Annotated in this window: 21 protein-coding genes; 5 read left to right on the plus strand and 16 right to left on the minus strand. The window is 43.9% G+C overall.

Annotated features, from left to right (window positions below):
• Nucleotides 1-37 precede the first annotated feature (37 nt).
• Both gabT and AAEY75_RS08895 read left to right on the plus strand, forming a co-directional pair.
• A complete protein-coding gene (gabT, locus tag AAEY75_RS08890) occupies nucleotides 38-1,312 on the plus strand; it encodes a 4-aminobutyrate--2-oxoglutarate transaminase (protein ID WP_197100077.1) in 1,275 nt (424 codons plus the stop codon).
• A gap of 327 nt (nucleotides 1,313-1,639) precedes the next feature.
• Complete coding sequence (locus tag AAEY75_RS08895) at nucleotides 1,640-3,082, plus strand: APC family permease (RefSeq protein ID WP_110922731.1); 1,443 nt, start codon at nucleotides 1,640-1,642, stop codon at nucleotides 3,080-3,082.
• Between the two features lie 96 nt (nucleotides 3,083-3,178).
• On the opposite strand, the gene AAEY75_RS08900 is transcribed toward AAEY75_RS08895, so the two are convergent.
• The 6 genes from AAEY75_RS08900 to AAEY75_RS08925 form a co-directional block, all read right to left on the minus strand.
• The gene (locus AAEY75_RS08900; protein ID WP_352259387.1) at nucleotides 3,179-4,558 is read right to left on the minus strand and encodes an NAD-dependent succinate-semialdehyde dehydrogenase; all 1,380 of its coding nucleotides are present in this window, start codon (nucleotides 4,556-4,558) and stop codon (nucleotides 3,179-3,181) included.
• An 85-nt stretch (nucleotides 4,559-4,643) separates the two neighbouring features.
• Entirely contained in the window at nucleotides 4,644-5,750 is a 1,107-nt protein-coding gene (gene aguA, locus AAEY75_RS08905; protein WP_352259388.1) for an agmatine deiminase, read from the minus strand.
• Between the two features lie 48 nt (nucleotides 5,751-5,798).
• A complete protein-coding gene (gene aguB, locus AAEY75_RS08910; RefSeq protein WP_352259389.1) occupies nucleotides 5,799-6,668 on the minus strand; it encodes an N-carbamoylputrescine amidase in 870 nt (289 codons plus the stop codon).
• Between the two features lie 173 nt (nucleotides 6,669-6,841).
• The gene (locus AAEY75_RS08915) at nucleotides 6,842-8,335 is read right to left on the minus strand and encodes a Na+/H+ antiporter NhaC family protein (RefSeq protein WP_352259390.1); all 1,494 of its coding nucleotides are present in this window, start codon (nucleotides 8,333-8,335) and stop codon (nucleotides 6,842-6,844) included.
• 174 nt (nucleotides 8,336-8,509) lie between these two features.
• The gene (locus AAEY75_RS08920; RefSeq protein ID WP_227686665.1) at nucleotides 8,510-9,841 is read right to left on the minus strand and encodes an NAD(P)/FAD-dependent oxidoreductase; all 1,332 of its coding nucleotides are present in this window, start codon (nucleotides 9,839-9,841) and stop codon (nucleotides 8,510-8,512) included.
• A 1-nt stretch (nucleotide 9,842) separates the two neighbouring features.
• On the minus strand, nucleotides 9,843-11,186 hold the full coding sequence (locus AAEY75_RS08925) for a glutamine synthetase family protein (RefSeq protein WP_194197303.1): 1,344 nt from the start codon (nucleotides 11,184-11,186) through the stop codon (nucleotides 9,843-9,845).
• 344 nt (nucleotides 11,187-11,530) lie between these two features.
• Between AAEY75_RS08925 and AAEY75_RS08930 the strand changes: the two genes are divergently transcribed.
• The gene (locus AAEY75_RS08930; RefSeq protein WP_352259391.1) at nucleotides 11,531-12,268 is read left to right on the plus strand and encodes a gamma-glutamyl-gamma-aminobutyrate hydrolase family protein; all 738 of its coding nucleotides are present in this window, start codon (nucleotides 11,531-11,533) and stop codon (nucleotides 12,266-12,268) included.
• Entirely contained in the window at nucleotides 12,246-12,893 is a 648-nt protein-coding gene (locus tag AAEY75_RS08935; protein ID WP_352259392.1) for a cupin domain-containing protein, read from the plus strand. Before AAEY75_RS08930 ends, AAEY75_RS08935 begins: the two co-directional genes overlap by 23 nt.
• 87 nt (nucleotides 12,894-12,980) lie before the next feature.
• On the opposite strand, the gene AAEY75_RS08940 is transcribed toward AAEY75_RS08935, so the two are convergent.
• The 9 genes from AAEY75_RS08940 to carA form a co-directional block, all read right to left on the minus strand.
• Complete coding sequence (locus AAEY75_RS08940) at nucleotides 12,981-14,303, minus strand: glycosyltransferase (RefSeq protein ID WP_227681427.1); 1,323 nt, start codon at nucleotides 14,301-14,303, stop codon at nucleotides 12,981-12,983.
• 141 nt (nucleotides 14,304-14,444) lie between these two features.
• A complete protein-coding gene (locus AAEY75_RS08945; RefSeq protein WP_352259393.1) occupies nucleotides 14,445-15,317 on the minus strand; it encodes a TIGR03915 family putative DNA repair protein in 873 nt (290 codons plus the stop codon).
• Between the two features lie 78 nt (nucleotides 15,318-15,395).
• Nucleotides 15,396-16,664, minus strand: a complete 1,269-nt coding sequence (locus AAEY75_RS08950; protein WP_197100088.1) for a putative DNA modification/repair radical SAM protein — start codon at nucleotides 16,662-16,664, stop codon at nucleotides 15,396-15,398.
• Nucleotides 16,665-16,848: 184 nt separating this feature from the next.
• Entirely contained in the window at nucleotides 16,849-17,424 is a 576-nt protein-coding gene (locus tag AAEY75_RS08955; protein WP_352259394.1) for a hypothetical protein, read from the minus strand.
• 112 nt (nucleotides 17,425-17,536) lie between these two features.
• Nucleotides 17,537-18,523 carry a hypothetical protein gene (locus tag AAEY75_RS08960; protein WP_352259395.1) on the minus strand — a complete coding sequence of 329 codons (987 nt, stop codon included), beginning with the start codon at nucleotides 18,521-18,523 and terminating at the stop codon, nucleotides 17,537-17,539.
• A 181-nt stretch (nucleotides 18,524-18,704) separates the two neighbouring features.
• The gene (greA, locus tag AAEY75_RS08965; RefSeq protein WP_110922744.1) at nucleotides 18,705-19,181 is read right to left on the minus strand and encodes a transcription elongation factor GreA; all 477 of its coding nucleotides are present in this window, start codon (nucleotides 19,179-19,181) and stop codon (nucleotides 18,705-18,707) included.
• A 355-nt stretch (nucleotides 19,182-19,536) separates the two neighbouring features.
• The gene (gene carB / locus AAEY75_RS08970; RefSeq protein ID WP_352259396.1) at nucleotides 19,537-22,806 is read right to left on the minus strand and encodes a carbamoyl-phosphate synthase large subunit; all 3,270 of its coding nucleotides are present in this window, start codon (nucleotides 22,804-22,806) and stop codon (nucleotides 19,537-19,539) included.
• An 86-nt stretch (nucleotides 22,807-22,892) separates the two neighbouring features.
• Nucleotides 22,893-23,543: a hypothetical protein gene (locus AAEY75_RS08975; protein ID WP_352259397.1), complete on the minus strand. Its 651-nt coding sequence runs from the start codon at nucleotides 23,541-23,543 to the stop codon at nucleotides 22,893-22,895.
• The gene (gene carA / locus AAEY75_RS08980; RefSeq protein ID WP_352259398.1) at nucleotides 23,543-24,775 is read right to left on the minus strand and encodes a glutamine-hydrolyzing carbamoyl-phosphate synthase small subunit; all 1,233 of its coding nucleotides are present in this window, start codon (nucleotides 24,773-24,775) and stop codon (nucleotides 23,543-23,545) included. Before carA ends, AAEY75_RS08975 begins: the two co-directional genes overlap by 1 nt.
• 664 nt (nucleotides 24,776-25,439) lie before the next feature.
• Here carA and AAEY75_RS08985 point away from each other — a divergent pair.
• Nucleotides 25,440-25,976, plus strand: a complete 537-nt coding sequence (locus AAEY75_RS08985) for a gamma carbonic anhydrase family protein (protein WP_197217703.1) — start codon at nucleotides 25,440-25,442, stop codon at nucleotides 25,974-25,976.
• 95 nt (nucleotides 25,977-26,071) lie between these two features.
• On the opposite strand, the gene AAEY75_RS08990 is transcribed toward AAEY75_RS08985, so the two are convergent.
• Nucleotides 26,072-26,521, minus strand: coding sequence for a hypothetical protein (locus tag AAEY75_RS08990; protein WP_352259399.1), 450 nt, complete (start codon nucleotides 26,519-26,521; stop codon nucleotides 26,072-26,074).
• Between the last annotated feature and the right edge of the window lie 108 nt (nucleotides 26,522-26,629).

Here is a 26,629-nt window from a genome sequence, read left to right on the forward strand (position 1 = left end):
TAATACAACCAACACCACATGAAAAAAGGACATTCTGATGACCACGAACACCCAAACCACTAACGAAGCATTACTTGCCCGCCGTAAAGCTGTTTTACCTACCGGCCTTGGTATCGCGTTTCCTATCTTTGCCGAAAGAGCAAAAAACTCAGAGATTTGGGACGTTGAAGGCAAGCGTTATATTGATTTTATTGGTGGTATCTCGGTATTAAATACTGGTCATAGTCATCCAAAGATTACCCAACGTGTGCATGAGCAAGTAGACAAATTCACGCACACTGCTGCACAAATTGTTAGCTATGAAAGCTACGTCGACCTTGCAGAAAAACTTTGTGAAAAAGCACCTATCAGCGGTCCAACCAAAGCATTGTTTTTGACCACTGGTGCTGAAGCCGTCGAAAACTGCATCAAGATCGCTCGTGCGAAAACCCGTCGCCCAGGCATCATCTCTTTCGTTGGTGGCTGGCATGGTCGCACCATGATGTGCATGAGCTTAACTGGTAAAGTATTGCCATACAAAAAGAACTTTGGCCCAATGCCTGGTCCTGTCTTCCATGCATTGTTCCCTGCTGAAGAGTTAAACATCACAGAAGCACAAGCACTGCATAGCCTTGATATGATTTTCCAAGCCGACATCGATCCAAGCGAAGTAGCGGCAATGATCATTGAGCCTATTCAAGGCGAGGGTGGTTTCCATCAAGTAACCCCATCATTTGCCAAAGCATTACGTGAGATTTGTGATGAGCATGGCATTGTCTTGATTTTTGATGAAGTCCAGTGTGGCTTTGCCAGAACGGGTACTTTGTTTGCAGGCGAGCAGTTAGGTGTTGAACCAGACTTGATGACCACGGCTAAGAGTTTGGCTGGTGGCTATCCTGTATCAGCAGTTATTGGTCGTGCCGACATTATGGATGCACCGCAAGTAGGTGGTTTGGGTGGTACGTATTCTGGTAGCCCGATTGCGTTGGCGGCAGCATTGGCTGTCATAGAAGTGATTGAAGAAGAAAACTTGCTTGAGCGTAGTGTCGTGATTGGCGATACCATTGCCGAATTTTTAAAAGGCTTAAATTTAAGCAGCATTGGCAACATTCGTTATAAAGGTGCCATGCTAGCATTTGATTTGGTTGACAGCGAAGGCAAGCCAGATGCTGCCGCAACTGCGAACCTTAAACAGAAGTCTTTTGAGCAAGGCTTGCTATTAGCGTCTTGCGGTATGTATGGCAATGCGATCCGCGTAATGGTGCCATTGACGGTCGAAGATGAAATCCTACAAGAAGGTCTTGATATCATTGGTGGCATATTAACTGCTTAATTTGAACAGCAATGTTTTAAAAGGCAGTTATTTAAAAGCAATGGTAAGCCTGTCCTGAGAGTAATTAAGAGTACTTACTCTGAGTGATTGAATAAATAACGGCGCCTTGCATGACAAGACGCCGTTATTTTTTTGAGCGGGCTTTTTATTATGACCGAAATACAAGGTCAATACAGGGAATGAAGAAAGCGATTTAACCCCATTCATAGGTATGCCCTATGAGAGGGTAAGTACGGAAAATAACGATAATGGGCTATGCCCGAATACACTAAAGCCAGTTTAGCTTTGACGAGTTAATCTGGGTGACACATAGACAAGGAGTAAGTTATGTCTGGACTAAAAAAATCGCTGGGGATGTTTGATATCATAGCCTTAGCATTTGGCGCTATGGTAGGTTGGGGTTGGGTAGTACTGGCTGGCGGCTGGATTTTATCTGCTGGTACGTGGGGCGCGATGTTAGCGTTTTTATTGGGTGGTTTGGCAGTGATACTGATTGGTGTGACTTATGCTGAGCTCGCTTCATCAATGCCTATTACGGGCGGTGAGCATACTTATACCCACCGAGCACTAGGGGTCAATGTCTCCTTTATCTGCTCATGGAGTATTCTATTTGGTTATTTCTCAGTCGTCGCATTTGAGGCAGTCGCCTTGCCGACAGTGGTTGAATATTTTATTCCCAATTATAATCAGGGTTATCTTTGGACGATCGCTGGTTGGGATGTCTATGCCACTTGGGTAGGTGTGGGGATGCTGGGATCAGTGATTGTCACATGGCTGAATGTGCGAGGCATGGAAGTCAGTGCATGGTTCCAAAAAACAGCAGTTGTAGGGATCTTGTTTGTCGGTATATTACTGTTCATTGGTGCGGCATTATATAATCCTGCGACATCGACTGCGATACAAGCTCCGGCGTTTATTGGTGGCGCTGCTGGCGTGATGGCAGTTATCGTGATGGTTCCCTTTATGTTCGTCGGCTTTGATGTGATTCCACAAGCGGCTGAAGAGATTGATTTAACCCGTCCTAATATCGGTAAATTCCTAATCGTATCAATAACGATTGCGGTACTTTGGTACATCGCAGTTGCATGGAGTGTGGGTACCACATTACCATTGATTCAAGCAGAAAACTCTACCTTGGCGACCGCGGATGCAATGACCAATGCGTGGCATGGTAAATGGGCCGGTATTCTATTGGTTATCGGTGGTGTATTAGGTATTTTATCAAGCTGGAATGCGTTCTTGATTGGTGGTAGTCGTCTACTATATGCAATGTCAAAAGCGCATATGTTGCCAGCATTCTTAAGTAAATTACATCCAAAATATAACACACCTGTTAATGCGATTTTATTGATTGGTGGTTTAGCCACGCTCGCGCCATTATTTGGTCGCAAAATGTTGGTTTGGATTGTTGATGCTGGTGGTTTTGGTATCGTCATTGCTTATACTTGTGTTGCTATTTCTTTCTTAGTACTGCGCTACCGTGAGCCTGATATGGTACGTCCATTTAAGATACCTGCAGGTAAACTGGTGGGTATGATCACGATCGCACTAAGCTTTGGCTTATTGGCACTATACATGCCAGGTATGCCATCTGCGCTTACCGCTATCGAATGGTGGATTTTCTTTGGTTGGACGGTGTTAGGTGTGGCGCTATATGGTTATGCAACCATTAAGTACCCTGGCAAAAGTGAAGCCATCATGGCAGAAGAATTGCGCGAATTAAAAATCGTAAATCAGCTATGGTTGAAAGATAACCCGCCGAAGAGTTAATTCTATTTAAAATACACATTAAAAAAGCCTAACGTCAAACGTTAGGCTTTTTCTGTTTTAGGAAAGCAATAGAATGTTTAGATTAATGCATTTATTTTATGCGCTAGCTTTATTGCGAATCAGCTTATAGTTTAAGAATTCAGTAATACCTAACGTGCCTAGCTCACGACCGAAACCTGAGCGCTTAACACCACCGAATGGTGTATTGGCTTCACTACCAGATGGGGCATTGATAGTGACCATACCCACTTCTAATTTCTCAGCAATTTCTGCGGCCAGTTCTGGACTTTGCGTTTGGATAGAAGCACCGAGACCAAACGGCACATCGTTAGCGATTTGGATGGCGTGGTCGACATCGCGAGCTTTATAAATGACAGCGACAGGGCCGAATAGCTCTTGACGATAGACATCCATTGACTCAGTCACATCCGTTAGTACAGCTGGGGCAAACCAAGCACCTGGCTTATCTTTTACTATGCCGCCTTCTACTAAAACAGTAGCACCCGCTTGAATAGCGCTATCTAGCTGCTTTTGAAGACCATCGGCTGCCGCTTTTGAAGACATTGGTCCCATAAACGTCTGCTCGTCTAACGGGTCTGCCAATGTCATGGCACGTACGTTATCGGTGAATTCTTGAACGAATTGATCATACACGTCATCGACGATAATTAGGCGCTTAGCCGCATTACAGGCTTGTCCGACATTGCCAAAACGACCTGAGATGGCTCTTTGTACGGCTTTTTTGATGTCTGCATCAGCAGTAACGATAAAGGCATCCGAACCACCAAGCTCTAAGACAACTTTTTTGAGTGCGCCGCCAGCTTCTTTTGCAACCGCTTGACCTGCACGCTCAGAACCCGTCAATGAAACACCCTGTACGCGTGTATCGTTGATGATGGTCGCTGATTGCTCATTGGTCGCAAAGATATTGTTATAAACCCCATCAGGCATGCCTGCGTCTTTCATGATATCGACGATAATTTCGGCTGTCTTAGGGCATTGCGGTGCATGCTTTAGAATAATAGTGTTACCCGCCATAGCGTTTGGCGCGACGAAGCGAGCTACTTGGTAATGTGGATAGTTCCAAGGCATGATGCCTAGTAGTGCGCCTACAGGGCGTTTTTCTACAGAAGCTGTTCCTGCATCAACGTCGATGGTATTAGGGGCTAATAGTTGCTCAGCATTGTCTGCGTAGTAGCGATAGATGTCAGCGACCAGACCAACCTCACCTTTTGCTTGAGCGACTGGTTTACCCATCTCATTGGCGACGATACGTGCTAGCTCTTCTTGACGGTCAAGATAGATATCAGCGACTTTATGAAGTAGTGCACTGCGTTCATTTAGTGGCACATGACGCCAGCTTTGATAAGCTGTGTCCGCTTGCTCAATCACTTGTTGGATATCTTGTTCGGTTGCCGTAGGGTAGGTGGCTTCGAGTTCGCCTGTGGCTGGGTTATTTACTTGATAATCGCTCATAAAAAGTCCTTTTGTTTACATTTTATTTTTGGTTATGTTTAAAATTTTATATTTAGAAAGCCATGTATAAAATACATAAATCTCGTTATTGCGCGTTGGCGATAGGCTGCTGCTGAGTAATACAGTGGATATTGCCGCCGCCAAACACAATCTCTTTCGTTCGTACTCCCACTACCTGATGCTGAGGGAAGATTTTTTCAAGCTGTTCAATCGCTAAACTGTCATTAATATCATCATATTGCGGCACAATGACACCGCCGTTACAAATAAGAAAGTTAGCATAAGAGGCGATACAAATATCGTCCGTATTACGAGACTTGGCATCTTCTGACTGAATAATATCAGCATTGTCAGGCAAGGTTACAGATTGCTTGGTACAGCATAGCTTATGCACTTTTAACTGCCGACCTTTGGCATCAGTCATCTCTGAGAGCTGCTGATACGCCTTTTGCGTGGCTTCATAGAATGGATGTTCAGTATCATCAGTAAATAAGCAGACCACTTCGCCAGGTCGCGCAAAGCAGGCAATATCATCAATGTGCCCAGTGGTTTCATCGGGATCGATACCGTCATCAACCCACAGCACTTTTTCGACATTTAGATGCGATTTCAGCACGTCTTCGATTTGTGCTTCATTTAGGTGTGGATTACGCCCGGGACTGAGCAAGCACATACGGGTGGTCAATACTGTACCTTCTCCATCGACATGAAACGCACCACCTTCTAGTACGAAACCGTCTGTACGATAGCGCTCAATATCTAAGTGCTCGCACAGTCTCTCAGCGAGCTTGTCATCGTCATCCCAAGGCGTATAAAGGCCATCATAATCGCCGCCCCATGCATTAAATGTCCAATCACACGCACGCATATCGCCAGCATCATTGATTAAGAATGTCGGAACGGTATCACGCGCCCACGCATCATTGCTTGGCATGGCTATCACATCGATATTATCAGGCAATTGCGCACGGCAAGCATCAAAATCATCAGCGTTGACCAAAACGCCAACCTCACTGAACTGTCTGATGGCAGTAGCAACATCTGCATAGGCTGCTTGTGCGGGGACGGCTTTCTGTCGCCAATTGTCTTCTCGATACGGCCATACCATCCAGACTTTTTGCATCGGTGCAAATTCTGCAGGCATATAAAAGCCATCTTGTTTGGGGGTCGAACCTGTCAGTAATTTGGACATAAAGTCACCTTATCGCACTCAAGCGGTTATAAAAATAGGGAGAATGGGTTAGCCGTGCGTGAGTAATGTGCCATACATTGATGGACGACGGTCGCGGAACACGCCCCATTGACGACGCTGTTCTGCCAGTGCATCTAGATCAAACGTGGCCATGATAAATTCGCTTTTATCGGTTGAGGCTTCTTGTATAATCTCGCCGCGCCCATCAGTGATAAACGAGCTGCCATAAAACTGCATGGTGCTGTCAGTACCATTTTGGCTGATGGTTTCTTCTCCAATACGGTTGGAGGCGATAACCGGCATGAGGTTAGCCGCAGAGTGTCCTTGCATACAGCGCTGCCAGTGGCCAGTTGAGTTGATGTTTAGGGTTGGCTCATCACCAATGGCGGTCGGGTATAGCAGTATCTCTGCACCCATCAGGGCCATACTGCGAGCGCATTCAGGGAACCACTGATCCCAGCAAATACCAACGCCGATTTTGCCATACTTAGTGTTCCAAACTTTAAACCCAGTGTCACCAGGCGTAAAGTAGAATTTCTCTGCATAAGGGATACCGTCTGGAATGTGCGTTTTACGGTAGGTGCCCAGTATTTCGCCATCGGCATCAATAATGGTCACACTATTAAACATCGCATTGCCTGATTTTTCATAAAAGCTGATAGGCAGTACTACTTCAAGCGACTTTGCCAGTTCTTTGAAATGATTGATGGCTGTATTGTGTTCGACTTCGGTAGCCAAGTTGAAGTATTCAAAATCATGTACTTGGCAAAAATAAGGGGTCTCAAATAACTCTTGTAGCAAGATGATATTGGCACCAGCTTTCGCAGCTTCAGTGACCAATGCGGTTGCTTTATCGATGTTTTCTTGTTTGTCCCAAGTGCAGGCTATTTGAGTGCTGGCAACAGTAACTGATCGCATGGTGTAGCTCCTTGATTATAATTTGTCTTTTATATGAATAAAATAAAGCGTAATAAAAGTAAGGTTTGGTCATATTAACGGCTTAAATAGTTGTATATTTAAGCCGTATTGTGGTTAAGAAGTTATTTAGCAGTGAGAGTAGCAGTAGCAGCTTCTTTACTCACTATCTAGCGTTAAGCCATCATAAAACCAAGTCCTAAGAAGGTAACAACCGATAGCACAGCACCAAGCATCGCATAAGGGAACTGCGTGAATGCATGCTGCATGGGCGAACAACCAGCACCTTGTGCGGCTAGTAATGATGAATCACTAAAGAAGCAAGCATGACTACCAAATGAAGACGCTGATAACAAAGCACCGATGACCAATGGCGTGCTAACACCTAGTGCAGCTGCTACTGGGAATACAATCGGCATGGCAAGGACGTATAGGCCCCAGCTTGATGAGGTTGCAAAGGTTAAGAAAGCCATGACAGCGAAAATAACAGCAGGGAAGATGATAATCGTCATGTGCGGTGAGATAGCGTCAATGACATACATGGTCATACCAAGCTCGTCGTTAATGGCTTTCAAAAAGAAACCACCAATAACGGTCGATAATGGATATAACATGACTTTAAAGCCTGTAAAAATAGACTCTACTTGGGTCTCAAAACTTAAAAGACCTTGTGCCCAATAGACCATCACGGTCACAAAACAGGTAAGCAATGCGCCTCTTAATAAATCCACTTCAAAGTAAATAGTTGAGACGATAAGCAAAATCATTGGGAATGCAAAGTTAAAAATATTGGCTTTGAATGATAACGTACGTTTGGCTTTAACATTTGAAACCAATTGTTCATCGACAAAGTCTTCTGGAACAGGATTACCTTCTTTCGCGCGTTTCTCTGCACGTTTCATCGGACCCCAGTCGCCTAAGATACCGTAAGCCACCAAGAACACGATAAGTAGTGCAAACCAAGCATAGGCCATAAAAGGTATAGAGCTGATATAAAGCGACATACCAGCGCCGTCTGCTGCCACGCCATTTTCCTCTAACAAGCCTGAAAAGTAGACCGCCCATGTAGAGATAGGAACGATTACACACATAGGTGCAGCGGTAGAATCCACAATGTAAGCAAGCTTTTCACGTGAGACACCATAATTATCCGTCAGTTTTTTTACGGAGGTAGAAACGGCCAAACAGTTTAGATAATCATCAATAAAGACCACAACGCCCAATGCGAAAGTCGCGAGTAACGACTGTCTACGTGATTTAATAATTTTTTTGAGCCATTCACTAAAACCATCTAAGCAACCACTCACTTCGAGCAATTGAATAAGACCACCCATGAGACCACAAACGAGAACAATCCAAATGATGGTTTCGTTACCGAGTACGGCTGAGATATTATCTGCAAAAGGGGAGACTAGATCGAAAGGATTGAGCATGACAAGGCCAGCAATACAGCCTGCGATCATTGACTCAAAGGGGCGTCTGGAGACGATGGCAATGATGAGTACCAGCATGGTAGGTAGTAAGGAGAGGATTCCCCAAGACTCTGATGCATCGCGGGTGGATGATAACCAGACAAAGGCAAGATAGATAGCTATTCCCACTACGACAGTGAGAAATACTCGTTTGTTATGATACTGTCCTTCAACAGCGTCATTGAGTTTCATGTTCATGGTGACGTTCCTTGTGTGACATTATGGCTTATATAGAAAAGATCCTGTTTTTAAGGTGATGATCGATAGGAAGTACGAGTGGACTTCCTGTCGAGTTAGTAATAACAATCTGTTGCATTAATGGCTTCAAAGTCTTGCTTATCATTAAGCAGAAAATTGAAGCCATTACGTTACTTATAAGCCAGTCGTGTCTTTTAGCGCGTACCACCATGATCCCATCATAGAGTAAGGTACTCGTAGTGCGCGACCACCAGGGAAAGGAATCCATGGAATTTTTGCAAACGTGTCAAACTCTTTGGTATTGCCATTGATAGCATCAGCCAATATCTGTCCAAACAGATGCGAGCCTGTCACGCCATGTCCACTATAACCGTGTGCAAAAAACACGCGATCATGTAGCTTGCCCATCTGCGGTACCCGTGAAAAAGACAACGCAAAGTTACCGCTCCATGCATAATCAATTTTTACATCGCGCAGCTCTGGGAAAATCTTATTCATGTTGGGTCTGATTTTGGCAGTGATATCAGAAGGATCTTGACCACCGTAGACTGTACCACCACCAAACAACATACGCTTATCTGCTGACAGGCGATAGTAATCAAGGATATAGCGGACATCTTCGACACAGACGTCAGTTGGGAGCAGCCTATCTGCTAAGTCACCTAATGGTTCGGTGGCGATAATTTGTGTCGATACGGGCATGACTCGGTCAGTTAGCTTAGGAATGACTTTGTTTAAGTAAGCGTTACCGCACATAACGGCTTGCTTACAAGTGACCGTACCAAACTCAGTAATGACCTTGATATGATCATCAGCATATTCAACATCGACGACTAAGGTGTTTTCATAAATAGTGCCGCCACGTGATTCAATGGCAGCCGCTTCACCAAGTGCAAGATTTAGCGGATGAAAGTGTCCACCTGAATGATCGATAACCCCGCCTACATAGGCTTCTGACTTGATGTGCTCTTGCATACCGTATTTGTCTAGCATTTCGCGATCATGCATACCGTGGCTTTCCCACAGTGCATGTGTTTTCTGCAAGTCTCTTAACTGCCCGTTGTTTAAGGCGGCAAAGATATTCTTTTCTTTCAAATCGCAGCTGATGTCGTAGTCTTGGATTAGTCGGCGAATGATTTTGCCACCACGTGTGACGAGCTGACCGACAAAATCGGCGTTTTGTTGACCATAAGAGCTCTTGATTTTTTCTAAGCTGGCATTCAGACCGTTGACAATCTGACCACCATTGCGACCCGATGCACCCCAACCAATCTGTGCGCCTTCTAGCACGACCACTTCGTGATCTGTCTCCATGAGATGCAGTGCCGTTGATAGGCCACTGTAGCCACCACCGACCACGCAAATCTCAACATGAATGTCATTTTCTAGCGTTGGTCTATCTGGTTTAGGATTGCGACTGGCAGCATAGTAGCTATCAGGATACTGTCCTTTATCTGAATAATGCGGGATATTGCGCGTGTTATTAGACGGTTTGCTATTTGACATATTAGACATCCTGTAAATAGGTGAGGTATTCAAGATTGGTGACTTGCTGAGAGAAGCGTTTGGCTTCTTGTTTTTTAACCGCAATCAGCAGTTCAATCATTTCGCTTGGGAATAACGCATCAATGACGTCGCTGTTTTCAAACTGACGAATGGCTGAGAGCCAATCTAACGGTAAGGTTTTGAGGTCTTCTTCATTATAAGTAATGCTATTGATTGGTTCAGGTGCTTCCAGTTTGTTTTCGATACCATACAGCATGCCTGCCAGCACCGCACTACAGACGAGATAAGGGTTGGCGTCAGCGCCAGAGACGCGATGCTCAATACGGCGCGCTTTTGGATCGCCACCTGGGATACGTACGGCTGCTGTGCGGTTTTCATAGCCCCATGACACATTGTTCGGTGCCAATGTACCTGGTGCAAAACGGCGATAAGAGTTGACATGTGGTGCAAACAATAACGTGCAATCTGACATGGTCTTCAATAGCCCGGCGACGGCATGACGTAATATATCTGAGCCTTCTGTTGAGCCATCATCAAAGACATTGTTGCCATCTTTATCTAATAAGCTGCAATGTACATGGAAGCCATTGCCTGACTGTAGACCAAACGGTTTTGCCATAAAGGTGGCGGTTAGCTTGCGACGAGCTGCTACTGCTTTGACAACTTGTTTGAATAGGATGGCATCATCGGCGGCTTTTAACGGATCATCAACATGGAGTAGGTTAATCTCAAACTGACCACAGCCATTCTCAGCTAATGCCGCATCAACAGGAATATCGAGTTTCTCGCACTGAGCATAGACTTCGTCTAAAAACTCATCAAACTGTAATAAATCATTGATGCTTAGAATAGAGGTTTTGTTTAATCTCAGGCCGCTTTTCGGACGAATAGGTGGTTTTGGCGTCTCGCCTTCTGTGTAGTCCACCAAATAAAACTCAAGCTCAGTCGCCATGACCGGCGTCAAACCAAGCGCTTTGAATTTTTTGCTGATGTAGTCCAAAACGTGTCTGGCATCACCGTAATACGGTTCATTGTCTTCGGTATAAAGCCAAACAGGTAATAGCGATGAGGCTGCACTGGTATTAAGAAGGGGATAAGCGGCACGACCTGTAGGACGAGCAATGGCATCGATATCACCATTACACTGAGAGGACTCGATGACGTCTGCACCCCAAATATCGACGCCTAAAATAGATAGAGGCAATCGGATGCCACCAGCTTGTGCTTTGTCCATTTGGTTAAATGGGATACGTTTACCGCGAAGTAAGCCGTTAATATCACCTGCTGCAACATATACATATTCAGTTTTACTTGCAGATGTGATGGTTCCGTTGGTCGTCGTCATGTTGTTCATCCCTGTCAGTTTTTGAAATATTTGGGTTGGCCTTGCTGATTTTGTTCACGATATGAAGCACTTAACGTATTTCGGGATACTGTCTATCAGCTTTCTAAATGTATAAAAATTGTTCTTTGTCATAAAGATGTCTTTTAATATATGGATGAAGGTTATAGTTGTCAATATTTATTTTTAATTACCTAAAAGTAATTTATATAACTCATATTAACCAATTTAATAGACAATGAAGTTTATAGTTTACATTTACTAGGTAGTTATGATAAATTTTAGTTAAGTTAAATACCGCAGTATCTGGACATCTAGGTACAGATATCACATTTAGGGAAAAACACATGCCTACTTCTAGACCTATCATCGCTATCGTCTCCTGTCACAAAATGGTGGACGGCCAGCCAGCCCAAGCGGTATATCAAAAATACATCGATGCTATTCAACATTATGGTGGCAATCCAATATTGCTTCCCTATACGGCTGCTGACAGCGAGAATTTCGATGCATTGGTCGCGCTGGCAGATGGTATTGTGCTGACAGGGAGTTATAGTAATGTCGCGCCGATACGTTATGGCGCATCGCATGTAGAAGAAAAGCAGGATTTAAATCGTGATGAGCTGAGCTTTAAACTACTGGCTTATTCAGCGGAATCTGGCACACCTTTACTAGCAGTATGCCGAGGATTGCAAGAGATGAATGTGCATTTCAATGGCACGCTACACCCAGATTGGCGTGAAGTAGAAGGGTTCTATGAGCAGCATTTAGAAGACAATACCCAGCCGCTCGAAGTGCAATATCAGCCAGTACATGACGTCATTATTCAGCCTAAGGGGAAGCTTGCAGCATTTGGCGACGAGTGGCACGTTAACTCATTACATAAGCAAGCCATCAATAAAGTGGGTGAGGGTTTGTTTGTAGAGGCGCTGGCACGTGATGGATTGGTAGAGGCGATTAGCTTAATAGAACATCCGTTTATGATTGGTGTACAATGGCATCCTGAGCTGAATTATGCACAAGATGGTTTTTCCAAATTTTTATTTACGGAATTTATTCACTATGCCAGTCAAACAAAATCCTGATAACGATATCCCAGAAAATGACGAGGTAATCTCTGTTGAAGAACAGGAGGCGTCTGAATCGGTTGAAAAGCCAGAAGAGAATATCGGTAAAAAAATCAATCAACTACGCCTTACCAAAGGCTTTTCACAGCGTAAACTGGCGAGACTGGCAGGACTGACCAATACCTCAATCAGTGCTATCGAGCGTAATAAGGTTAGCCCTGCTGTCAACACGCTAAAAGCGATCTTGCAGGTGCTGGATTCTGACCTCAATACCTTTTTTAGTGACGAGTGGAAAGAGCGTAAGGACAGAGTCGTCGTTACGCCAAAAGACCTCATAGAGATTAGTGAGCCAAACAGTCGGGTCTCCATCAAACAGGTGTTCAATGGCAGTCCGATCAAGAATTTAGGGTTTTTGATTGAGGTTTATCAGCCGAATAGTTCGACTGAAGATAGGATTTCTCATGAAGGTGAGGAGATTGGTACGGTCATCGAAGGCAAGATTATTATCCGTATTGATGATACTACCTACCTGTTAAATGAAGGCGATAGCTACGTCATTAAAACCTGTCATCCGCATACTTTTATCAATCCAAGCAATGCCATCACTCGCATCGTCAGCGCGCATACCCCAGCGACATATTAATTGAAAGGGTGGGGGCTGGTACGAACGGGCACGGAACTATCTACAGGCGCACAGTCAGTAGATAGCTAAATATTTATAATAGGCTTTCTAAGTATCTGTCTCTTTTGAGAGGTTGGCTGCTTCAGAAAGCCTTTTTTTAGCAGGTTCTGTGTTTGCTAGCGAATCGCTATGTTTTGCCCTAGCATCATAAATTTTGGCTTTATTGTTTATCGTATTGGCAGTGGGTTTCAAATACTTCTTAATTCTTCTTACTGCTGCTGCATCGGCTTCAGCTTGCTCTTCTGCCAGCGCCATATCACTTAGATTCTGATAAACCTTGAGGGTTTCTTCAATCATCTCACGCATCGTGAATTTGTTCGTCATCTCAGGGCGAGTCACGCTTTCCAACTGGTTTCTAACCGCTTTACAGAGTGAGGTCGCATTGTATTTTTTGACCAATCCTTGCGGATAAAGCGGTTGTAGAATTTCGCTAAAGGCCGCTTGATCCCAGCCAATGACGGGAGTGCCTAAGTGAATCGCTTGCAGCGCATTGATACCAATAGACTCTGGCTCATTGGCCAGTGCCATCACGATATTTGCCGCCGATAGCCACTCTCGCATGTCATTGCGCTTGCTACCCACGTAAGTGATGCGCTCCGCCAGACCTAAGGTATTGGTACGTTGACGAAAATCTTCATGCGCCACATCGCCATCTTTATAGTCATCGTCCATGATAATGACATGGATATTAGGGAACTGCTCTTGTAAATTACCTAAAATATCAATCAACCACTCTTGACCATATTCATTGCCGATAATGGTTGGAAATATCAGCCACTTTTTGTGCTCAAGCTCTGGGTATTCTGCAAAGGTGTGACGTAGCCAATAAACTGAGGGATTATGCCGATAGGGGTAGCGACGAGTATCGATACCGCGGTAGATACGCTTTATGATTTTTGGTGCGGTGTCTTCACGGCGTAGTCGGTGTTTTAGATAGTTAGTAACACTATCAGATACGGTAATCAGCGTGTCGACATTGAGCAGTGCTTGTGAGTATCTATTGATAGGGTAAAAACCATACATGGTCGAGACCAGTTTTGGCATGCGTTTGACACGTGCACGGCGCAAGGCTAAATGCACAATCCATGCTGGCGTACGTGAGTGCGCATGAATCACGTCAGGCTCGTACTTTTCAATCAAATGGCGCAGTGGGGCAACTTGGAGTAATGATAACCAAGACTTTTTATTCATTTGCAACTGGTGATAGATATTGCCGTCACGCTTGAGGCGTCTGACCAAATCATTGTCTTCATCAGCGCTTGAGACGATGATAGAGGTATGTCCATTTTTGACCAATGCACGCCCAAGATGAAAAATACCGCGCTCGGATTCATCATGCTTCAAAGACGACAGTAAGCGCATAACTTTCATAATAGCGTCGATCACAGGTTAGTAATATCAAGTTGCTATTGTCAGTTAAAAGCAGTAAAAACTCAACCATCAAGGTAAAGTTAAAGCGTTTGTTTTTAGAGCAATGGATAAGGTTGTCTTAGAATACAATGCTGAAAACGCTTAGCGACGTTTTTGTAGATGTTCAGCATTGGGCAGTACTTGTTTTTCGCTCAAATACTTCCAATAGCGCTGCGGCAGGTACTGCTTGTGCAAACGGGGGTTTTTACGTTCCTTGATATTGACGTTGGTAAAGTAGCCTTGCCAAAACTTCTGGTAACGCTGCTCGTCCTCGCTATGAATACTGGCAGGGTTACGCAATACGGCATCATCAAGGTCAGTAATGGTTTGCAGTGTGGCAGGGCGTGATGGTGTACTTTGGCTTTTGTCATAATAAATACCAAATCCGCGACTGATGTCATAAATGGCCCAATGCTGGTCTTGATAGCGCTGACGAAAGTGCTCACCAATCAATGGTAATACATTAAAATCAGGCTCCACTCGCGCAAAATATATATCATCAGTGGTATGCTCAAAACGTACAAATGCTTCCATGCGGTGCTTTTCACGACCCACAGATTTGACCGTCTGTACCAATTCAAGGACGTCTAAATTACCCAAATCTTGCATAATAGAACGGCTAGGGTAGTCGATGGCGTATTTAACTACTTGAAATAGAGTAGTACCGATATTGTCCTTTTCAGATAAAAATCCCCAAAGTATATTGCGCATACCTGAGCGCCCCAATAGCTTATTCAGTTTTGTGAGGACACGCTCGGCTTTGTCTTCATCAGTTGCCACGCTGGTTGCTTGAGCAATCAATGAAGGTACGTAACAATCTTGCGCTATGAGCTGTAATGCGGAATCGTGTTGTAGTTTATGCTCATAGGCATGATAGACCGCACTCAGCCAACCTTCAAAACTTGGCTCATAAAGCACAATACTAGGCGTTACTTGGCCGATAGAGTAAGTTTTGTTTTGAACAAGTACTGACATTAGCTACCCTCAGAAAACAGTTGATGTGTAGTGGCTTATTTTAATAATCCATTTTACGAATAAACTTTACTCGCATATTTAAAATAAGGCCAACTGCCCGCTACGCTGATCTTTAAACTTGGTCTGCGTCTGTGCCAGTACATATTGACGGAAGTTATCGCGGGTCAAATGAGCAAGATGCTCGTTTTTACCCGTCGTTGCGATGAAGTATTTGGCACGATTGACGGCCGCTCCCATCTTTTTGAGATGATATAAGGTCAGCTGATTAAACTTGCGCGCTTTCACTATTTTTTTAGCCGTCTTGGTACCGATACCAGGTATGCGCACAATCATTTCATAAGTTGCGGTTTGAATGTTGACAGGGAAGTGCTCACGATGGCGTATTGCCCACGCCAACTTTGGGTCACAGTCCAAATCTAAAAATGGCGAGTCCGGCTCAACGATTTCATGCGCACCAAACCCATAAAAACGCATTAACCAATCTGCCTGATAGAGACGATTCTCTCGCACCATAGGCACCGGCGTTCCAATCGCTGGCAGACGATTATCAGACAGCATCGGTACATAACCTGAGTAGTAGACACGCTTTAGATCATACGTTTTATAGAAGTGGCTCGATAGCTGAATGACTTGCAAGTCGGTCTCATTACTGGCACCCACAATCATCTGGCTGGTTTGACCGGCTGGCGTGAATTTTGGCGCTTTCTTATGGGTTTTACGGCTCTCACGGATGGTGATAATCTCTTCTTTTACCGTTTCCATGGGTGCCTTTAATTGCTCATGCGATTTTTCTGGCGCGAGCAATGCCAATCCTGATTTGGTCGGAATCTCAATATTAACGCTCAAGCGATCAGCATACAGTCCAGCTTCTAGCAGTAGCTCCTTTGACGCACCTGGGATGGTTTTCAGATGGATGTAACCGTTGAAGCGCTCACGGGTACGCAGTAGTTTAGCGACCTCAACCAATCGCTCCATCGTGTAGTCGCCACTTTTAAAGATACCTGAGCTGAGAAACAGTCCCTCGATATAATTACGGCGATAAAATTGCATGGTCAAATCAACGACTTCTTCGACACTAAAGGCAGCACGTGGGGTGTCATTGCTTTTGCGTGAGGTACAGTAAGCACAATCATAAATACAATGATTGGTCAGCAGGATTTTGAGTAGACTGACACAGCGGCCATCTTCGGTATAGCTATGGCAGATACCTGTCGCTGAGGCATCACCGAGACCGCCGCCTTGGTTCTTGCGTGTACCAGCGGAGGAAGAGCAGGAAACGTCATACTTAGCAGCGTCCGCTAAGATGTTGAGTTTGCCCTGTAGTCGTTCATAATTGATGGTTGCCATAAGCGGTATTTACCAATGCATTAATGAAAGACTATTTTAACAAAATTAGCGTTAAGTCATTGTAATTATAGCTAAAATTAAGAAAGTAAACGACAACGGTTGTCGCTTACCTATGTGTATTTTGAGATAATTTTTTAGATGAAATTCTAGCTTCTAGTACGTCTGTATTGAGATTGGCTATAGTTTATACAAAAAATTGCTCGGCCAGTAACCCAAGCACCAAGCTACCGACAATACCTAAAATACCAAGCAGTAGAAGGGGGATAGCGAGTATCGTCAGTACCTGTGACTGGCTTTTTTTAACCTCGATAGAGTATCGGTTCAAATCAATATCTGCCAAAGGTATGGCATTTCCTACAATTGCTTGTAGTCTTGAGGTGCTTGACCCTGATACTAGCTTCAATTCGTAATGACCAACTTCCGCCCGAAAAGTGAACAGCTCCATTCTGCCAGTGTCAAAATTATTTGAGCGTGGAGATAGTATTGAGGGATTAAGCTTAATCTCTTTGCCAGTAGTTGTACTTGAGATATGAGGTCGGAACTGAGCCAGTGGCGTTTTTTTAAACACAGGGCCTTTGTGCCAAATGCTATAAACACCGGACTTCGAGACAGTAAAATTACCAACGCTATCATAGTAGGGCATCGCTAATAATACGTCGCCATTGAATGCGTTTCTCAGCAGTTTTATTGCTTTGAATACTGTAAATATGCCCACGGGAACAATGAGGAATAATAGTATTTTAATGGACAGTACGCTCATTATTTATCTTCCTCAATGATTGAAAACTTGGCAATTTAAAAGAAGGTCTTGCCGGCTAGAGAGTTAGCCAGCAAGACTTCATCAAATTTACTAAATAACCATGCCCTAGTTTTTATTGAACCTTAGCGCGTACTACTACGGTCTGTGTTGCATTGGCATCTAGATTGACCAAATCCCATTTAAGACCAGAGTAGCTCACTTGCGTCGCGGCCGTATTACTCATTGGTTGAATCACTTGATAGCTATTACCGTCTGTGGTTGCAAGGGTTGGCAGTAAACTGTTTAGCGATACCAATTGAATGCCATTCGGTAGCGAAACCATCGCATTGATACCGTTTACTAGTTGATTGGTGGTATTGGTATAAGTGGTGTGGTATTCAATAATATCACCTTGAGCAATATGATTGGCAGGCACTGCTATCTCACGTCCTTCTTTATTCTTTAATATTTTCATGACCTTGGTTTGTGCATTGACGATATCAGGCTTACTAAAGCTTGGGGTCAGTTGTAAGGTCTCTAAAGAAACCGTCTTAGCTGTTTGATCGGTAAAGGTTGGGCTAATTGCTGATTGGTTAAGTGTGGATTGATTAAGCGTCGATGAGCTGGTCATGACTTGAATGGCAGTTGATGCATTCATTACTGGCAGTTGAGTAGCAGAGGCAACAGGCAGTACTTGCTTTACGTTATTGAGTGGTGTAGTGATAACGTTCACTTTGGTGACGGCGTTGGTTCCCTGATTGGTCACAGGCACACTAGTGACGGTGGTGCTGGCCTGAGAAATGATAGTATCGTTAGCGCTTTGACGAACGACATAGCTTGGAGTCGTTGTTACTTGAGTCACAGCATAAGGCATGCCGTCCTGCATGGTGATGCCATTAGGTGTTGCAGTGATAGTCGCGGTGTTACCATCAGAGTACTGCTCAACCACAGTTGTGCTGCCGCTAGCAGACGGATTAATGCTTATTTCAGGCGCAGCATGTGCTGAGGATACGGCAAGTAAAGTGCCTGCAACAATCGAAGAGATAGCAGTGGCTATTGATGTTTTTTGAACCGCTATTTTTTTGGTGATAACCAGTGATGTTGCAAAATCCATATTCATAAAAGACTCCTTTAAAGTAATAGTAAGTGAAGCAGTAGATAACGTGTAAAGAAAAAACCCTCGTTATTTGACACTATAGCGCATGTCAAATAACGAGGGTATCAGTATTTATAATAGCCACGGTCAATCATTCAGCCATCATTGTTTTTCATAAGATGTTAGGCCAAATGATGGAGTGATACTAGTTGTATATGACTTTCATAATTTCATATTCGACCACGCCTTTTGGCGTTTCAATACGGGCTTCATCGCCTTCTGATTTACCGATAAGACCACGAGCGATTGGCGAGTTGACAGAGATTTTACCCGCTTTAAAGTCTGCTTCGTCATCACCAACGATTTGGTATTGTTTTTCTTCTTCGGTGTCCATGTTTTCGATGATAACGCTCACACCAAATACCACGCGACCTTCTTGTGGTAGCGTCGAAGGATCGATAACTTGCGCGCCGCCAAGCTTGGCTTCGATATCACGGATACGTGCTTCACAAAAACCTTGCTGCTCACGTGCTGCATGATATTCAGCGTTTTCTTTTAAATCGCCATGTTCGCGAGCTTCAGCAATAGAAGCCGTAATGCGTGGACGGTCGATACTTTTTAACTGTTTTAATTCGGCTTCTAGAGCCTCATGTCCTTGCGGAGTCATGGGATAACGTTGCATGTTTTTTCCTTAAACCAATAACACCACACCATCTCCTACTCTTAGTGAATAGTGAGATGGTGTTGGGATTATTGCAATGGGTATAAAATATAAAAAGAGAGTGGTTTAGGCTGCATAACTAGCATACGAGTGGTTATGTATGAGCGTATTTATGCTCCACTAATGCAGCACACTTAACCTTACGTAATAAAAAGCATAGTCGCAGTTTAGCCACTATGCTTTTTGGGTCTGTCTTTTCAAAGGTATTGTTTGATTAGAGCATTACTGTCATATAAAAACCAATTTCGCATGAGCTTTTACATAAGCCTGACTGTTATGCTTAATCTACTGAAATTATTCAGCCAAGTCAATAGAGCTAAGCAATAGTCTTTGCTTGTTCATGTAAATCTTGTAGCTTATAAACTTCGAATGGCAAGTCAATCGAATAAGATTTGCAAATTGCATCTGCCGCGCCCAATGTCGTGACATAGAATACTTTACCTTGTAGCGCGCTGCGGCGGATAGAGAATGAATCCTCTTGTGCCTGCTTGCCCTCAGTCGTATTGATGATAAGGTCAATGTTACCATTTTTCAATGCATCGACGATATGTGGACGGCCTTCGGTCACTTTATTGATTTGCTTACATTCGATACCAGCGTCGCTCAGTATTTTTTGTGTACCAGTGGTAGACACAATGTCAAAGCCAAAGTCTACAAGCTGACGCGCGATTGGAGCGATTTGCGCTTTGTCACTGTCACGTACTGAGATAAAGACGGTTTTGGTTTCGCCCTCAGTTGGTAGACCTGGCAGACGCTCATTACTACCGATGATGGCTTTGTAGAACGCTTCACCAAAGGTTTTACCAACGCCCATGACTTCACCTGTTGATTTCATCTCAGGGCTCAAGATTGGATCGACACCAGGGAACTTGGCAAATGGGAAGACCGCTTCTTTAACGGCATAGAATGCAGGAACAATCTCTTTGGTAAATCCTTGGTCTTTGAGCGACGTGCCAGCCATGCAGCGAGCAGCGATTTGCGCCAATGAGGTACCAATGCATTTAGAGACAAATGGTACGGTACGGGCAGCACGTGGATTGACCTCAAGGATATAAATAGTTTCACCTTTTACGGCAAACTGTACGTTCATCAGGCCGATAACGCCCAGCTCTTTAGCCATAGCAATGGTCTGTGCGCGCATCACATCGCATAACTCTTTAGATAGCGAGTAAGGCGGTAGCGAACAGGCTGAGTCACCAGAGTGAACACCCGCTTGTTCGATATGCTGCATGATGCCGCCAATCACGACGTCAGTACCATCACAGACACAGTCTACATCGACTTCGATAGCATCATCTAAGAATCGATCTAGCAGTACTGGCGCTTCGTTTGATGCTTGTACCGCAGTGCGCAGATAATGTCTTAGCTCATCTTCGTTATAGACGATTTCCATCGCGCGGCCACCTAGTACATAAGATGGGCGTACAACCAATGGATAGCCAACGTCTTTTGCTTTAACCAAGCCGTCTTCCAAGCTAGTCGCTAATGCATTGGTTGGTTGAACAAGATTCAATTGCTGAATCATATGCTGAAAGCGTTCGCGGTCTTCAGCGCGGTCAATCGCATCAGGGCTAGTACCGATGATTTTCACACCAGCGGCTTCAAGGGAGCGAGCCAGTTTCAATGGCGTTTGACCACCGAACTGTACAATGACGCCATCAGGATTTTCGATACGGACGATTTCTAGCACGTCCTCTAACGTGATTGGCTCAAAGTAGAGACGGTCAGAGGTGTCATAGTCAGTTGAAACCGTTTCTGGATTACAGTTGACCATGATGGTTTCGTAGCCATCTGCACGCATCGCAAGTGCAGCATGTACACAGCAATAGTCAAACTCGATACCTTGGCCGATGCGGTTAGGACCACCACCGATAACCATGATTTTTTTGTTATTGGTTGGGTTGGCTTCACATTCGCTGTCGTACGTTGAGTACATATAAGCGGTACTGGTAGAGAATTCTGCCGCACAAGTATCCACGCGCTTATAAACTGGATACACGTTTAAATCCCAACGCTTTTTGCGCAGTTGCTTTTGCGAGACGCCAAGTAATTTGGCAAGACGTAAATCTGATAAACCTTTACGTTTAAAGCGACGCAAGTTGTCTTCAGTTAAACCGCCAAAACCTAACGCTTTAACCTGTGCTTCAGCTTTTACGATGTCTTCGATTTGTACCAAGAACCATGGGTCGATTTTGGTAAGATTAAAGACCTCATCGACGCTCATACCGATGCGGAAGGCATCTGCAATATAATAAATGCGTTCAGGCGTTGGAATGGTTAAGCGATTATGAATCTCGCTACGGGCTTTGTCAGTACTAAGGCTACCGTCTTTGATAGCGGCAAAGTCAATTTGCTCATCAAAACCATCATTGCCAGTTTCCATACCACGTAATGCTTTTTGCATCGACTCTTGGAAGTTACGGCCAATCGCCATCACTTCACCGACTGATTTCATCTGCGTTGATAAAACACTATCGGCTTGCGGGAATTTTTCAAAGTTAAAACGAGGTATCTTGGTCACAACATAATCAAGCGCAGGCTCAAAGCTTGCTGGTGTTTTGCCGCCAGTGATGTCGTTTTGCAATTCATCTAGGGTATAACCAATCGCCAGTTTTGCCGCGATTTTAGCAATCGGGAAACCAGTGGCTTTTGATGCCAATGCTGATGAACGCGATACACGTGGGTTCATCTCGATGACGACCATGCGACCTGTATCAGGGTTGATACCGAACTGTACGTTTGAGCCGCCAGTTTCTACACCAATCTCACGCAGTACTGCCAATGAGGCATTACGCATGATTTGGTATTCTTTGTCCGTCAAAGTCTGTGCAGGTGCAACCGTGATAGAGTCGCCGGTGTGTACACCCATTGGGTCAAAGTTTTCGATGGCACAGATGATGATGCAGTTGTCGTTTTTGTCACGCACCACTTCCATCTCGTATTCTTTCCAACCAATCAACGACTCATCGATAAGTAGCTGATGGTTAGGAGACAAGTCAAAACCGCGCTCACAGATTTCAATGAATTCATCACGGTTATATGCAATACCGCCACCTGAACCACCCATCGTGAATGAAGGACGAATGATACATGGGTAGCCCATTTTTTCTTGGGTAGCAAATGCTTCTTCCATGGTCTCAGCCGTTTCAGCGCGTGGGCATTCAAGGCCGATACGCTTCATGGCTTTATCAAACAAATTGCGATCTTCTGCCATCTCGATTGAGTCTTTAGTCGCGCCAATCAACTCGCAGTCGTACTTGGTCAATATGCCATGCTTATCTAAATCTAATGCACAGTTTAATGCCGTTTGTCCGCCCATCGTTGGCAGGATAGCATCAGGGCGTTCTTTGGCAATGATTTGCTCAACCGTCTGCCAAGTAATTGGTTCGATGTAAGTGGCATCTGCCATGACAGGATCGGTCATGATGGTCGCAGGGTTTGAGTTGACCAAGATGACGCGGTAACCTTCTTCTTTTAGTGCTTTACACGCCTGCGCGCCTGAGTAGTCAAACTCACATGCTTGGCCGATGACGATAGGGCCTGCGCCAATGATAAGAATGCTTTTTATGTCGGTACGTTTTGGCATAATGTTTTTAAGTCCTATTTTGGCGGTTTGGAATTTGTATGATTAGGTATTTAGAATCCATTAGAGATATTACATACTCGATCTTTTTAAGTGATTGAGTTTCCCTTGCACTCATCTGTTGAAGCTTTCATTATTGCAGCAGAATATAAGACAGAGAGACTGAAGGAATTAACCAGTTGATTATTTTTATCAAGTGTTGGCAGACCTAGGAATGGTAATAATTTCGAAAAACGTGGATCTAAAATTACACTTTGCAATTTTAAACTTTCTTCATCAGTCATTGTATTTAAGGCAGAAGAAGCTGGAAGATCATCAATGTTAAAATCAACAACATCTGGGTAGTTGACAATTTTACTATTAACTCGTGCTAAAAAATCTAAATTTTCCAACCATAGATCAGTAGCTTCTTCTGGATACTTATTTACATACTCTAGCAAGATTTCATAAAGATTTCGCTTGTAATTAAAGTCAGCCTTATTGACGGCACATTCAATCTCAGACTTGTTAAGACTATTGTCAATAGTAAAGATCGTACTCTCTAAAAACTCTTTGTCTTGGAAATCGGAGTAAATCAAATCAGCTTTTAAAGCTTTCTCTGTCAAAACTTGCGCTTTTTGTTCTGGTGTTTCAATTAAACTGGGTGCAGTCGAAAAGTTTTCATTTTGACTGGCAGCAAGCGTAGAGGTGCATGCTACGCTTGCTGCAATTAAAAAAGCATTTTTGATTGATTTATACATTAAGCCTTAGCCTTCGCCATCATCTCAGCAAACTTATCAAACAATGGCGCGCAATCATGTGGACCAGGGCTGGCTTCTGGATGACCTTGGAAGCTAAAGACTGGCTTGTTGGTCAGCTCAATCCCTTGGTTGGTACCATCGAATAATGAGCGATGGGTAGATTTAACGTTATCAGGTAGCGTGTTTTCATCAACGGCAAAACCATGGTTCTGGCTGGTAATCATAACCGTGCCAGCTGCCACATCTTGTACTGGATGGTTGGCACCATGATGGCCAGTTTTCATTTTGATGGTGTTTGCACCGCTGGCAAGACCGACCAGCTGATGGCCTAAACAGATACCAAAGGTTGGCACGTCAGTTTGCTCAATGATGTGACGCACGCTGTCAATAGCGTAGCCACAAGCGGCAGGGTCACCAGGACCATTCGATAAGAAGATACCGTCTGGATTCATCGCTAGCACGTCAGCGATAGGCGTTTGTGCTGGTACGACCGTTACATGGCAGCCGCGATCGACGAGCATGCGCAAGATGTTGGTCTTGGTACCAAAGTCATAGGCGACTACATTAAATTTGTGTTCAACGTGTGTGCCTAACTGCTTGAAGAATCCGCCTGTACCGCTATCATGACTACCAACGGCATCACGGTTAAGTAGGGTATCTGATAAATCCCACGTACCTGCTGTCCATTCGAACGTCTCTTTAGTACAGCATTCTTTTGCCAGATCCATGCCTTCAATACCAGCGAACTCTTGCGCCAATTTGATGGCTTGTTGCTCGTCATCAGTGCTAATGGTCTCGCCATTAGAGGCTGTCATGATACAACCGTTTTGAGCGCCTTTATCACGCAGTAGACGAGTCAATTGACGGGTGTCAATCTCAGCGATTGCGACGGTATTATGTTTCTGTAAGTAGTCACTCAATGATTCTGAGTTACGGAAGTTTGAAGTAACCATAGTGGCATCACGAATGATGAGACCATCTGCCCATACTTGATGACCATTACCAGACTCAGTGTCCTCGCTATTGGTACCAGTATTACCGATGTGCGGATAGGTTAGGGTCACTAGCTGACGAGCATAGCTAGGGTCAGTTAGGATTTCTTGATACCCTGTCATGGCTGTATTAAACACCACCTCACCGACACGATGACCGAGACTGCCGATACTCACACCGCGAAAAATCGTACCGTCTGCTAATGCCAAAATTGCTTGTATTTCTGCCGATGAATTCAAGGTTTGCCTCCGCTGTTATTGGTGAGTGCCGTAATTTCTTATGATTAAATTTCGGATTGAACGCAGCTTTTTATATCTCGATAATGACTACTAATTAAGAATAAAAAACAGCTAAACCCAAAATTTTTCCACAAAAAAGCGAGAAGACATTATTGATGGAAACTACAAAACCCACTAGATAGTGAATAGGTAACTTGCATCATGTCCGCTCGCTTAGGCACAGATTTTGCGCATTATATACAATATACACGCAGATAGCCAGTCGATTTTCTAACTTAACGGACACGGATTCCTCGCCTACCGTAAATATACAATATACTATCTGTTAAATAATTGTTTATAAAAGATTTCTGAAAAAACAATATGTGAAAAACAGCATATGATAACCAACACTCTAATTGCGACGAGTGATTTTTCTATTCTTACGGTCTAAAGGGTGATTTGTTCTAAGTGATAACTTGTTCTAAGTAAGTAGCTACAACGGTCATAATAGCCTAAGTATAACTAGATACTTCTTACGATGGCTGGTACAACCATGTTACTAGGGTGAATAGCACTAGATTTTGATAGAAGGCTTTGCCACAATAGAGGGTATTATTGACTGATATAGAATGACAGCTGTCTATTATTAGGTTGGTATAAAAAACAATAACAAGGAGTGGTTATGATTTATCAATATTTAGACAAGGTGCCTAAGTTCGCTATGCCTTTTAATGGCTGGGTAGCAGATTCTGCGCAAGTTATCGGTGATGTTTATTTGGGACATCAAGCCAATATTTGGTTTGGTGCGGTACTCCGCGGTGACAATGAACTGATTCATATCGGTGACTATAGTAACGTGCAAGAAAACAGTGTGATTCATACTGATGCAGGTATTGAGGTGAAAATCGGCAATTATGTCACCATTGGGCATTTAGCGATGCTGCATGGCTGCGAAGTCGGTGATAATAGTTTAATTGGTATTGGTGCAGTGGTATTAAATAATGCCAAAATCGGTAAAAACTGTATCATTGGTGCCAAAGCATTGGTCACGGAAGGCAAGGTTATTCCGGATAACTCATTGGTGATGGGCGCACCAGCAAAAGTGGTGAAAACATTAACAGATGAGCAAGCCTCGATGCTGAAATTGTCAGCGATGCATTATGCGGAACGTTGTCAGAAGTTTAAAACAGGCTTAAAAGAAATCGCAATGCCTGATTAATTAGTACGGGGCGAGCGATCAGTAGTGGATAAAAATAAAAGGATGGTAGTATATTGTTCCATCCTTTTTATATTCTTATAATATGATGCCAGTGGTTATACCATGAGCATCATAACCAGCCAAATAACGGCAAAGATAATGATACCTATAATGAGTCCGCGAAAAATATCATGACTGATAGATGTGTCATCGAGATAAGGATTATGGTTAGCAGTTTCGTCGATATGTAATGCGTTGACGCTCTCAGCACCTGCGTTTTTACCAACGATGAGTCCTATCAATACGCCAAGGACGACCATGAAAGGGGTGAATAGCCAAAAAATTTCACCATTACCAAGACCAGCTACTGAGCGAATGACAACAATGGCAAGGTCGATAAGTAAGCCACCAAAGCCATACATCAAGCCATTCAAGAGCGCATAGAACACACGGTCTAAAGGTGATTGATAAGCATTACCCAATCGACGTTGTCTGATCTCTCTGATAGAGCGAGCTGGGCGGGGCGGTCTATTAGGTAAGCTGGTTTTGTTATCATATGCTTTCATAAGGTTCTCTGGGTTGCTTATTAAGTCCTCTAGACCCGTCATAAAATGGGCTAAAGAAATAATTTACCATAATTATGTCTAGCAAACAGTAGTGTTCTAGCAAATTTA

Origin of the sequence: Psychrobacter sp. TB55-MNA-CIBAN-0194 (assembly GCF_040309505.1) — a bacterium.
Lineage (GTDB): Bacteria > Pseudomonadota > Gammaproteobacteria > Pseudomonadales > Moraxellaceae > Psychrobacter > Psychrobacter fozii.

Bases quoted from the DNA above. Each gene is read 5' to 3' on its own strand.
- gabT (WP_197100077.1), top strand. From the start codon at position 38: ATGACCACGAACACCCAAACCACTAACGAAGCATTACTTGCCCGCCGT.
- AAEY75_RS08895 (WP_110922731.1), top strand. From the start codon at position 1,640: ATGTCTGGACTAAAAAAATCGCTGGGGATGTTTGATATCATAGCCTTA.
- AAEY75_RS08900 (WP_352259387.1), bottom strand. From the start codon at position 4,558: ATGAGCGATTATCAAGTAAATAACCCAGCCACAGGCGAACTCGAAGCC.
- aguA (WP_352259388.1), bottom strand. From the start codon at position 5,750: ATGTCCAAATTACTGACAGGTTCGACCCCCAAACAAGATGGCTTTTAT.
- aguB (WP_352259389.1), bottom strand. From the start codon at position 6,668: ATGCGATCAGTTACTGTTGCCAGCACTCAAATAGCCTGCACTTGGGAC.
- AAEY75_RS08915 (WP_352259390.1), bottom strand. From the start codon at position 8,335: ATGAACATGAAACTCAATGACGCTGTTGAAGGACAGTATCATAACAAA.
- AAEY75_RS08920 (WP_227686665.1), bottom strand. From the start codon at position 9,841: ATGTCAAATAGCAAACCGTCTAATAACACGCGCAATATCCCGCATTAT.
- AAEY75_RS08925 (WP_194197303.1), bottom strand. From the start codon at position 11,186: ATGACGACGACCAACGGAACCATCACATCTGCAAGTAAAACTGAATAT.
- AAEY75_RS08930 (WP_352259391.1), top strand. From the start codon at position 11,531: ATGCCTACTTCTAGACCTATCATCGCTATCGTCTCCTGTCACAAAATG.
- AAEY75_RS08935 (WP_352259392.1), top strand. From the start codon at position 12,246: ATGCCAGTCAAACAAAATCCTGATAACGATATCCCAGAAAATGACGAG.
- AAEY75_RS08940 (WP_227681427.1), bottom strand. From the start codon at position 14,303: ATGAAAGTTATGCGCTTACTGTCGTCTTTGAAGCATGATGAATCCGAG.
- AAEY75_RS08945 (WP_352259393.1), bottom strand. From the start codon at position 15,317: ATGTCAGTACTTGTTCAAAACAAAACTTACTCTATCGGCCAAGTAACG.
- AAEY75_RS08950 (WP_197100088.1), bottom strand. From the start codon at position 16,664: ATGGCAACCATCAATTATGAACGACTACAGGGCAAACTCAACATCTTA.
- AAEY75_RS08955 (WP_352259394.1), bottom strand. From the start codon at position 17,424: ATGAGCGTACTGTCCATTAAAATACTATTATTCCTCATTGTTCCCGTG.
- AAEY75_RS08960 (WP_352259395.1), bottom strand. From the start codon at position 18,523: ATGAATATGGATTTTGCAACATCACTGGTTATCACCAAAAAAATAGCG.
- greA (WP_110922744.1), bottom strand. From the start codon at position 19,181: ATGCAACGTTATCCCATGACTCCGCAAGGACATGAGGCTCTAGAAGCC.
- carB (WP_352259396.1), bottom strand. From the start codon at position 22,806: ATGCCAAAACGTACCGACATAAAAAGCATTCTTATCATTGGCGCAGGC.
- AAEY75_RS08975 (WP_352259397.1), bottom strand. From the start codon at position 23,543: ATGTATAAATCAATCAAAAATGCTTTTTTAATTGCAGCAAGCGTAGCA.
- AAEY75_RS08985 (WP_197217703.1), top strand. From the start codon at position 25,440: ATGATTTATCAATATTTAGACAAGGTGCCTAAGTTCGCTATGCCTTTT.
- AAEY75_RS08990 (WP_352259399.1), bottom strand. From the start codon at position 26,521: ATGAAAGCATATGATAACAAAACCAGCTTACCTAATAGACCGCCCCGC.